The organism is Paenibacillus sp. FSL M7-1414 (genome assembly GCF_038003195.1).
Classification (GTDB): Bacteria; Bacillota; Bacilli; order Paenibacillales; family Paenibacillaceae; genus Paenibacillus; species Paenibacillus amylolyticus.
In genome coordinates, this window is sequence record NZ_JBBOOS010000001.1 from 6,898,346 (window position 1) to 6,909,966 (window position 11,621).

Annotated in this window: 6 protein-coding genes; 3 read left to right on the forward strand and 3 right to left on the reverse strand. The window is 44.7% G+C overall.

Going from position 1 to position 11,621, the window contains the following annotated elements; all coding sequences use genetic code 11:
- Positions 1-126: 126 nt before the first annotated feature.
- Positions 127-6,417, reverse strand: coding sequence for an Ig-like domain-containing protein (locus MHH92_RS30035; protein ID WP_340907583.1), 6,291 nt, complete (start codon positions 6,415-6,417; stop codon positions 127-129).
- 406 nt (positions 6,418-6,823) lie between these two features.
- On the opposite strand from MHH92_RS30035, the gene MHH92_RS30040 reads away from it, so the two are divergent.
- A complete protein-coding gene (locus MHH92_RS30040) occupies positions 6,824-7,789 on the forward strand; it encodes a YndJ family transporter (protein WP_340907584.1) in 966 nt (321 codons plus the stop codon).
- Positions 7,790-7,880: 91 nt separating this feature from the next.
- Positions 7,881-8,333: a HEAT repeat domain-containing protein gene (locus MHH92_RS30045; RefSeq protein ID WP_091035293.1), complete on the forward strand. Its 453-nt coding sequence runs from the start codon at positions 7,881-7,883 to the stop codon at positions 8,331-8,333.
- Between the two features lie 160 nt (positions 8,334-8,493).
- On the opposite strand, the gene MHH92_RS30050 is transcribed toward MHH92_RS30045, so the two are convergent.
- Both MHH92_RS30050 and MHH92_RS30055 read right to left on the reverse strand, forming a co-directional pair.
- Positions 8,494-9,984 (reverse strand): aldehyde dehydrogenase family protein, encoded by a 1,491-nt coding sequence (locus MHH92_RS30050; protein WP_340907585.1) that lies wholly within the window; start codon positions 9,982-9,984, stop codon positions 8,494-8,496.
- A 29-nt stretch (positions 9,985-10,013) separates the two neighbouring features.
- Positions 10,014-11,099: a 5-methyltetrahydropteroyltriglutamate--homocysteine S-methyltransferase gene (locus MHH92_RS30055; protein ID WP_340907586.1), complete on the reverse strand. Its 1,086-nt coding sequence runs from the start codon at positions 11,097-11,099 to the stop codon at positions 10,014-10,016.
- A 200-nt stretch (positions 11,100-11,299) separates the two neighbouring features.
- Here MHH92_RS30055 and MHH92_RS30060 point away from each other — a divergent pair, with 200 nt between their 5' ends.
- Entirely contained in the window at positions 11,300-11,515 is a 216-nt protein-coding gene (locus tag MHH92_RS30060) for an SDR family NAD(P)-dependent oxidoreductase (RefSeq protein ID WP_340907587.1), read from the forward strand.
- Positions 11,516-11,621: the final 106 nt, after the last annotated feature.

An 11,621-nucleotide genomic window follows, 5' to 3' on the forward strand; every position in this document is an offset into this window, starting at 1 on the left:
TCACCAATATGTATGTACATAACCAGATAGCAAAAAAATCTGAGGAATCTAATGAGATCCCTCAGATTAGTTTAAGATAGCGTGCACTTACTTATTACTAAGTTTGAGTGTATTCACGATGCAAAATTACCACAGATCTTCCGGGATATACTTGATCATCGTTTCCGAGCCATCTTCATTGATTTTATACGTATGGGTTCTTGTGGCTTCCTCGACATGTCCATATGACCATTTGTCCAAACGGTTGTCCGGATATGAAGGTTCTGCTCCAGTCAGAGGACCTCTATACAGCATCCCATTAATCATCTTAACGGCTTCCTCTCGGGTAATCTGACTTCCAGGTTGGAAAGAAGCATCCTTATACCCTGATACGATACCGAAACGGAAAACTTCATCGATAGACTGCTCCGCCCAGTTCCCCTCAATATCTGTAAACGAGCTGATTCTCAAAGTATGGTCCATCTTGAGTTCTTTGGCAACGCCGAGATAACGAGCAATGGCTGTCGCTAGCTCTGCTCTTGTAATGGGCTGATCCGGTCTGAATGTAAGATCCGCATAGCCTTTGAATATCCCTTTATTTGCAACTGCTTCGATATAATCGGCACCCCAGTAATCCGTAGCGACATCGCTGTACAGCTTGATGTGTCGAACCTCATCTTGCAAATGAAGTGTCCGGGCAAAAATAGCTGCAATCTCTGCACGAGTGATGAGCTTTTCAGGTTTCACATTACCGTCTGGGTACCCCATAATATATCGATCATGTTTGTGCTCATAACGGTTAGAGTACAACATCACTTTAATCAAGGACGTATCGTCTTGCGTATTCACAAGCGTAAGCTTATGATCTGAGCCAACAACAGCCGTAACAGAAGCATAGTTCTCGCCTTCGGTCATTTCGTTAACCTTTAGTTTAAACGTCAATTGGCCACGTGTGTCTCCTGCCAGCTTACCAACAATCCATTTTATTTCTTGGCCCGTAACGACGCCGCCGTTTGCATCAACTAAACTCATTCCCGCCGGGATAGTAGCTTTAACATACAAGCCATCAGCCTCAGTCAACGTTTTATTGGCGTAAATCACGGTGAAGGTTAGAATATCGTCTTCTCTGCCCTTCATTTTGTCCACAAGGATAGCTGTGGCAAGATCAATGGGCTTGGTCGTTATGGTCTTCGGTGGTGCAGGCTCAGTCGTTGTGACTGGTGGCCCTACAGGATCAGTCGTTACAACTGGAGAGCCCCCTCCGTTGGATGACGGCAGTGGCGTCATGCTAAAGTCGTACAGCACGATCTCCGTACCTACATGAATTAGCGGCTGGTTCGTATCGACAACTCTGCTGTCGAAATTCTTATATCCTGCCTTGGTCGCGGTTAAGTAGTAGTCCGTATGCGGAAATACCATGAACGCATACTGCCCAGTCGCATCACTCGTCTGCGGGTTCGCGTTATCCGCTGGCGGGAAGCTGCTCACAGGTGGCAAGTTGACCACCGTTCCGTTGCTGTAATGAAGTGTAACGATTGCACCGGATATTGGATGACCCGTCACGGAATCGGTAATTGTACCGTAGGGGTCAATGAGCACCTCACTAATGCTGATTTGTCCGTCTGAACTGATTTCAATATCAGCATGACCAACAACAACAGGTTGTGTTCCACCGCCCGGGAGCGGAATGTTATAGATGACATCGGCAGTGTAGATGCCCTTAAGTACACTGTCGATATTGAATATTCCATTGGAATCAATTTGGCCTGTATGAGTCCCATTGCCGTCATTGATCAACACCGTGTAACCGCCGCCCACAGTTCCGTTGAGTGCCAGGGAGCCACCCTGCGATGTTTCCACCAAGACAACACCAGAGACTGTTTTATTCCCCTCAAAGGATCGACCATCCACACTAGCATTTACTGGAACACTCTGATTAAACGTGACGGATTTTTTCTGTCCACCAATCTCTACTTGCTTTGTAATGGATACATTGTATGTCACATTACCCTGCGGTATAGCTAGGGTGTATGCCCCATCGCCCGCTGTAACTGCAACAGCATGAAAATCAGTAATACCATCACCATCAAAATCTTTGCTCACTTTAATCAAAGCGCCTGCTACGGGGTGACCCGCTTGGTCTGTGACAATACCCGTAATAACACCAGGGGTGATCGTAATATGAATCGTATCACTCACATAGAGATCTCTTGGGCTGTCAGAAACCGTTGCCGTTAATGGTATAGATGCAGATTCCGTACCGCCAAGTATAGCCGCCGTGAAGGTTGTAGTTGCGATTCCGTGTGCGTCCGTCAAGACGCTTATCGTATTCAAGTCCCCAGCAAAATGGCCGTATGTTGTATCCGGCACTTTAAATACAACTTGGACCCCTGCCTGAGGATTACCCTCTTTATCAGTCACCACCGCCTTAAAGACAGATGTTGACGTGCCGTTACCAAGTATGGACGATGGGTTGGCCGTCAACGTCATTTCAAACTCGACAAGCTCAAAGTCCTGGATGACAACTCCATTCGTATTAACGTTGACCGTGGATACTGAGATTTCTCGATGAGCCAAGCTGTACTTATCGCTAATCACTTCTAGAATATATTTATTGATCACGACATTTTCAAAATTATATTTACCATTTGAACCTGTCGTGAACCGCTCCTTTTCCTTACCTGCAAGGTCACGTAAAATGACTGTCGCCCCGGATACCGGGTCTCCGGTTTTCTTATCCGTCACCGTTCCAACAATGCTCGGGTTGGTAATTGTGATCGTCACCGTAGCTATGTTGGACTGACCTGTTCCGTCAGAAGCTTGATACGTGAACGTCACACTTCCTGATGCTTCCTCTTTTGCCTCAAACGTGAATGAGCCATCCGAGTTGGCCGTCAGCGTACCCTTGCTTGCGTCGCTAACTGAACTAATATTCACTGCTGTGAGCGTATCATTCCCTGCGCTAGTGTCATTGAGTAAAATTCCTTTTTCCGCCGGGACAGTAAGTTTACCCCCTCTTGCAACCTGATAGCTGTCATTCTCGGCAACTGGCACCGCTCTGAATTTTGCATAATAGTCTCCGGCTGTCTGAACAGTAAAGGTGTATGACGCATCCGTGCTTACTGGAATGCCTGTGCCTTCTTCGTTCTCATACCATCCCACGAATGAATAGCCCAGACTTGGGTTAGCCGCAATTGTTGCCGATTCGCCAAGCCCATAAGCATCGTCACCATTAGTCGTGCCCCCGACATTTCCAATGACATGTGTATTGATTGGCAACGTAATTGTGATCGTCACCGTAGCTACACTCGAATAAACGGTTCCGTCAAAGGCTTGATAGGTAAACGTAACATTACCGGAAGCATTCTCCTCCGCAATGAACGTGAACGATCCGTCAGGGCTCACATTCAGCGTGCCCATGCTTGGATCACTGATTGAGCTGACATTCATCGCCGTAAGCGGATGATTCTCATCATCGGTATCGTTCGTGAGTATACCTGCCTCAACTGGAACAGTGAGCGTATCTCCACTCTTAATGCGATAGGTGTCATTCTCCGCAATAGGCTCATGCGTAGAAACTGGTAGAGTAATCGCAATCGTCACCGTAGCTACGTTTGACTGGGCGATGCCATTGTCTGCTTGGTAAGTAAACGTAACGTTACCGGACGCTTCCTCATCTGCCACGAATGTGAATGATCCGTCAGGACTTACATTCAGAGTGCCCTTGCTCGGGTCGCTGACAGAGCTGATAGCCCCCGCCGTAAGTGGACGTCCCTCCGCATCCGTATCGTTCATCAAGATGCCCTCTAGTGCCGAAACGGTGAGCGTATCTCCTCTTAAGACACTATACGTGTCATTCTCCGCGACTGGCAGCATAACATATTTAGCATAATAGCCTACATCCGTCTGAACGGTAAACGTATATGCTGCACTTGTACTTACTGGAGTACCTGTACCTGCTTGGTTGTCATACCATCCCACGAATGCATATCCTTGATCTGCGCTTGCCTTAATTGTTGCTGAGTCACCAATATTGTAGGTATTATCCCCTTCAGTCGTGCCTCCAATGGCTTCGATGACATGCGTGGTGACCACAGCTATTGTCACATCCGTTACATTGGTAGTTACTGTATTAGAGCCAAGATTCATCCCCGAAATTACAGCATTGTCGCTGATCACAGTTTGCGGTGTACCTGGTGCCGTTTTCGTGAAGCTCAGCACCTTACTACTATTCGCGGGTACATCAATTCCCGTTTGTGTTTGGCCCTCACTGGTGACACTAAGACCTGTTTTTGTCGTATTCGTATAGTTATAGATTGTAACTGTGTAGTCTATAGATCCGTTGGTCTGAACCGTTGTGGGACCTGTCTTGTCAATCCCCATCTTCAGATCAAGCTTACCGTTGTTTCCAAGTTTCATCGTCGCTCTTCCATTATTCAGTGACTCCTCGGTTACATAAGTTGCACCAATTCCATCTGTTTTGGAGATCGTCTGCTTACTCGTTAAAGCAAGATAGTAAGGGCTGTCCGTAGGCGGGAAGAAATAAGCTGCTGTTTTGGCCCCATCCATGGCATTACCTAAATTCAAGTAGCGAGATATGTTTCCTACATTATTGGGAGATACCTGAAAAGTAGGTTTTACTTTATAGTTGAGTGCAAATGAACCGTCTGTTGGTGCACTATATTCTCCCGACTTTGGGCTTGTCCGGTTCTTGAAGCGATAAATATGCCGTTGCATATCTTCCGCGTCGATATACCAAGTGAGACTGGTAACACCTGCGACTGTCTTAATGACGGCTTTACTTCCGTATCCAGCAAATTGATACGCTGTACCGCCATTTATCGTTGTATTTGCATCCACCGTTGCGACAGCGTCACCGATTTTCAACGTGGACAGATCAACATTAAAGTCCTCGCTGATTTCGTCTGCAACAACAATTGCACTTGCTATATCGGCTGTCTCTGAGCCAAGATCGGTAGTCTCCGGTATATTGAGAAGCGGAAGTATGGTCGTAGTAGCTTCTACATCATTGGCCAACCCAGCAAAAGCTGAACTGACAATGTCATAGGTTGGAGCGAATGTGTAATAATTACTGTAGACAAAAGAATCTGCGTAGTTAAAACCATTTGGCCCCTGAGCAGCATACGTTTTCAGCTTGTCATAGGTATTCTTTGCCGTACCATAGTTATAACTACTGTCTTCCTTATTATCGTTGACTCTTTTCGGGTCAAGACCTGCCCATGCATAGACTGGCTGGCTACCACTATACGGTCCGTTAATTGCCGTTGTGGAACCCAGTCCCACTGTATACACTTTGGCCTTAGTGGATTCTCCTCCATTGTATGCAGTGTACTGATTATCTAAAAGACCCTTCATGTATGCGCCCGTGAGTATAGTCAACGCAGCAATTTCCGGATCACCTGTATTGGCCAGACTGGTACCGGCAGTAGCTGGTACGTATTTGGTACCATCAGTGCCACTCTGATTGTAGTTTGCAATCGTTGTAGCTTCGGTTACTGCATTTTGAAATTCCGTTTCAAACGATTTGCCTTTGGGCGAAGTATACCATGCCTTCTTGGCATGAATTGCCGCCCCATCTGATAGAAGGAACAAGTAAGGCTGGCGCTTAGGTCCCGTGCCCTTAGTTCCAACACTGCTCATCGTCTTAGAGACGCCATACATGATACCGTCCTGCGTTGGCGTACCTGCCCCTAGCGAGACTGGCGACTTCGTTCCAACGGCCGTACCATCCTTGACTAGATTGCTGTTCAATGTGATGTTTTGGTTCGATGTTGCATATTTCAAATAATCTTCCGTTCCATGTCCTGAACTAAATACGTAGTGTCCTAGTTCCATAAACGTGCCGAGGTGGTTGGAGCTAGCCGATCCTCCAAACCAATAAACCGCAACGCGGTTATTGGGATTGGCATCCATGACTGTGCGGATTGCATCGTTGGCTGCCTTGGCCATCGCTTCCACACGATAGTACACACCAGGTCCACCTGCTGTTTCTGCTATTTCTCTCCCATTTAGATTTCCCATAGACGAACTCATGTCCAAAATAAAGGTTACGTCCGCCGCAGGACCGTCAGCATTGCCGCTCCCTCCGATACCTGGATTGGTCGAATTTGCGGTCATATATTCTTGTGCTAACGCTGACAATTTGACATTAAAACTGCCATCACCCTCTGCCGTAACGCTCTTGTCAGTCCAAATACGTCCGTCTGATGCCGCTGTGCCAAAACCGCTAGGTGGCGCATCCGTCACCGGGTCGGCAGTTAACTTGACTTGGTACTGGTCGTAGTTCGTCTCCGCCATAGTCGGAGCGATTGCCGCATTGGCCACTGAGCCGTCTAAAGGAGTAAGACCACTAAGCCCAAATATTAGACAGACCGTGAGCGCAATTGAAATAAATTTTCTAAAGCCATCGTTGTTCATATCTAGTGCCTCCGTACAAAATTGAAATATAATGATCCCTAATACAGCAAACTTCTTGTGTTTCTTCGTCTATAACCTACACTGTTCAAAAAGAACTATAGCAACATTTATTACCTTCTTCCCGTCTCCAGATTTGTTGCGAATTTTAGTATAATCATTAACTCTAAACAAAAACTGAACAAGAATGTGATGACAGTTGCCCTTGCCTGGTTGAATCACAAAAAATGCATTAATTTTATTGGGATTTGAAGAATGAAGTCTTGTTATTGAGGGGATTTATTCTTATATATCTACATATAACTGTGTTAATCTACTAGAAGGAGAATTGCCGTTCTATACTAATTAAACGCGACATAACTGAATGCAGGCAGATCTTACGATAGACGTAGGTTAGAAAGGAAGCCCCATGAATAGTTCCTTGAAGCAACTCATGAAATCACCCGCATTTCCCGGTGGTATCATAACCATTCTGATATTTTATCTGGATTACTTTCCATTCGAACTTGTTGAAAAATTTCTACTGTTTGCGGCTTTCGTTATTGTGCCTCTTGTGATTTTACTTTTGGATCATGACGCGAAGAATACATATCAACGATTGATGTATGCCGCTATGAAGTGGCTTCAATTTCCCGCTGCGCTTCTTACTCTAGCTTCGGTAATGAGTAGTAAGATGTGGGGGTTAGAAAGTACGGCAATCCCAGGAATTCTGTCCCTTGGGTGGCTACTGTTCACACTGCTGCTTGGCATCTATGGCTTGACCACTATTGTGATCGCTAAAGGAAAAGCAGCGGAAATAGCAATTGGTGCGGGGCTCGTTTATTTTTTCATCGGAGGCATTTGGTTTACCTTATATCAATATCAATTGAACCTCTTTCAAGCTAATCCTGCAACGCACGCGTTAAGCTCGGTTCACTTTCATTTCTCATCTGCAATCGTTCCAATTTTCATTGGTGAACTGGGACGCATCATGACGAAGAAAAGCTGGTACCCCTGGGTTGTTGCCATCGATATCATCGGACCCATCTTGATTGCTATTGGTATGATTTTCTCCAAGCCGATTGAATACATTGGTGTCGCTTTGTTTGCCTGTAATATTGTGGTTTACACCGCTTATCTCCTTACTTACTTGAGGAAAAACGCTTTGGATATTAAGGCAACCATCTTTTTAGGCCTTTCTTGCCTAGCCTTTTACACGGTGGTCGTCATTTCCATCTTCTATCCGTTACTGAAAAATATGTACTCATTAACCATACGCGATTTCATTCCCATTTACGGAGCTCTGCATGCGTTTGGTTTTGTCTTATGTGGACTGATTGGTTGGGTGTTCATGGTAGACTTCGTTAAGGAAAAGGCTAACCAATCGGCTTCATAGGAGTAGTTTAGTCAGGTTCGTGCTATAATAGTGATCACATAAATAACATTCATCATTCTGCCGAGATGGCGATGATTAAGGAGATTGAATTTTGACGAACAACCATGAAGTTGGAGCAGTGAACGAACTACCGGAGAACTTTGAAGAGCTCAAACGAGCGGCTAACCGTACGTCAAGCTGGAGAGACAGACTGAATGCGGTGAACGAATTGGGAAACTGGGATACAGCCCCTACCATTAAGTTACTTCAGCATGTTTTGAAAAATGATCAAGTGTTCCAGGTGCGTGAAGCTGCATATCACAAGCTGAAACAGTTGGATGAAGATGTACAAATGCCTGCCAAAAACAAAGGCGAGCTGTTTAAAGGTACTAACAAAATTTTGCTGCGGATCAAAAAAAGCCTTCCTGAAGGTCACACATTTGAGGAATTTAAGGAAAAACTGCAAAAGACACGTCTGGATCTCTATGATACTTACGAGGGCGACAAAGATGCTGAGTTCGACGCCTGGCTCCATGGAATTTGGGAGACACTAGGTAGAAGATAGCCGCCATTCACCGTATAATAGCTGAATAAAAAGCCACTCCAAAAAATGGAGTGGCTTCTTTATTTCTTATTATTTTGATTGTCACCAGAGTAAAGTTAGAACCTACATTTAATTTCACATGTACATGCCCTGTACGATGCGAAGTTATGTGATATAAAATTTATTCAGGTATATAAGGAAGATCCAGTGTCTTCGGAACGTTGATGACATGTTTTTCTGTATACGTGCGGATCCCTTCGGCGCCGTATTCACGGCCAATACCAGATTGCTTAAAGCCACCGAAAGGGAACCGAACGTCAAGACCCTGAACAGCAGCTGTATTGATCATGGTCGTTCCAGCTTCGAGTTGACGTGCGACGGAGATGGCATCCTCTTCTTTCCCCCAGACAGAACTCGTCAATCCATATATGCTTTCATTGTGTAGATGAATAACCTGCTCTTCATCGTCAAATGGAAGAATCGGAACCGTAGGACCAAACTGTTCCTCCACTACAATCGGATCATGAACATCGCAACCTAAGACAAGCGTAGGTTGTAGGTAGTAACCTTGGTCAAACAGCTTCTGATCAAGAATTTGACCGAGAGGGATGACCTTAGCCCCGCGCTTTTGTGCATCTTCAACCAAGCCAAGCACGTAATCTTTCTGCTTCAGGTTATTAACCGGACCTACTGTCGTATTCGAATCAAATGGATCACCGATTCGAATCCAGCGATTAGCCGCCTCGATATATTTTTCCACAAACGCATCATAAATAGAACGGTGTACATATACACGTTTGGCGATCATACAGATCTGTCCTGTTGTCAAAAAATTAGAAATGACAATCCGGCGCATGGCTCGCTCATCATGTACATCAAAGCTTTCCAAGAAGATCGCCGCATCATTGCCGCCAAGCTCAAGTGTCATATCCTTAATCGTTTCCGAAGCTGCTTTGATAATATGCTTAGCGGTCGCGGTTCCACCTGTAAAGGCGATTTTAGTAACATGAGGATTACTAGTCAGTTCAACGCCCACATCTGCATCACCATGAACGACATTGATTACACCAGCCGGGAACTCACTCGCAATAATCTCTGCCACCTTCGCTGCCGCCAGCGGTGCAAATGGACTGGGTTTAAGCACAATCGTGTTGCCCGCAAGCAAGGCAGGAGCGATCTTAATGGTAGATAAAGCAATGGGATAGTTCCATGGACTAATCGCTGCCACCACACCCATTGGATCATAGGTAAGAATCGTTTTACCATTCTCATGCTCTTTGATCTCTTCCTGTAGAGCCGATTTGGCTTCATTACAAGCAAACTCCATCCACATTAACGAAACATAAATTTCACCGTGTGCATCATATAGGGGCTTGCCATGCTCTCTGGACAGCAAATGAACAATTTCATTTTCAGCTGCTCTAATCTTCTCGATCGCCTTGCGCATCATAATAATGCGTTCATCAATGGGGGTCTGCTTCCATGTTTTAAAAGCCCCTGCCGCCGCTTCAATCGCTTCAACGGCTTGTTCTTTCGTAGTGACAGGGAAATAACCTACGATCTCAGTTGGGTTTGTCGGATTCTCTTTTGCTACCTGCGAAAGGGATTTTACATTCTGACCATTAATGAACGCTTCAACTATAATTGTCTCTTGGTCTGCTTGAATTGTCATTTTACATCCCCCTCCGTTATTTAAATGGATTAATTCCAAACTTCTTCTGCAATTCCCTTCACATAACGAAGTTTACGCCATTGCTGTTCTTCCGTTAAAATATTGCCTTCTTCTGTAGATGAAAAGCCACATTGTGGACTCAAACAAAGTTGCTCAAGTGGTACATAGGTTGCCGCCTCTGCAATCCGAGCTTTAATGTGTTCTTTATCCTCTAACTCGCCTGTTTTCGATGTGAGTAAACCAAGCACGATTTTCAAATCTTTTCGATTCACATATTTTAATGGCTCGAAACCACCTGAGCGCTCATCATCAAATTCTAAAAATAAACCATCTACGTTTAAGCCTCCAAAGATAACTTCAGAAGCGTAATCATAACCACCCGTTGAGAAATAGTTCGATTTATAGTTACCACGACAAATATGCATCGTCACAACTAAATCTGCGGGTTTATGAGCCAATGTTTCGTTAATCATTCGCTGCATCGTTTTCAACTCTTCTGCCGGTTCCAGACCTTTGGCGCGCAGCTTATCGTGACCAGCGTCTGAGAATAGGTCTGCCCAAGCTGTATCATCTAATTGCAGATATCGACATCCCGCATCATAGAAGGCTTGAATGGCTTTTTGATACGCCGCAATCGTATCCTGAAGGAATTGCTCACGGTCCGTATAGATATTGGCGTCATTTTCTAACCGATATAGAAGCATGTTTGGACTTGGAATAGTCTGTTTCGCCACTGCGTCACCTGCATGTTTTTTCAAAAACTCAAAATCCTGAACAAAGGGATGACTCGAGAAATCGACTTTACCAATAACACGAATTCCGCCCTTGCGCGTTTGCATATTGTGGAATTTCGGTCCGTCTATTTGCTCATATAGCTCTACGCCATCCAAGCCACCCAGAAAATCAAAATGCCACCAGCTTCTACGGAATTCACCATCCGTAACTGCAGATACACCATTCTCCTTCTGCTTTTCAATAATTCGAATAATCTCTTTATCTTCCACAGCTCTTAATTCTTCATATGTGATGTTGCCTGATTTATATTGTTCACGTGCCTGACTTAAATCTGCAGGACGTAGAAAGCTACCTACATGATCATTACGAAATGGTATCATAACTATTTCTCCTTCTAACTTTTTATTCTAATGAGTATAGCATGATGAAAAGGAATGCTTGTTATATGAAAAAAGCATGGCTAGTCATAGCTTTTAATAATAGCTAAAAGGCCAGACCTGTTGATTATCCAATAACAGCTTGAAAAGAGGCCTTAAAAAATGTCCGAATCATAAACCACAAAGCACGTAGTAGCCACGGGATGCGTTCACCTGAAAAAGAAACTGAGTTAATTACATTACATAATGTGTTTGTGCTTAGGCTCGATGTTGAGAAAGAAGATACGATTCAACCTGCGTTAACGGAAGCTATTGGGTGGTTTGGTAAGATTGATGTTCTCCTGAATAATGCCGGGTGTGGAACAATGGATCATATCGAAGTATTCACGGAGAGCAGATTCGAAGACAGCTTTAAGTGAATGTGTTTGGTCTGGTCCGAATAACAAAAGCCATGCTACCACACTTTAGATATAATCAAGAAGGTCTGCTAATCAATAACTCTTCCATGGGTAGAAAAGTAACCTT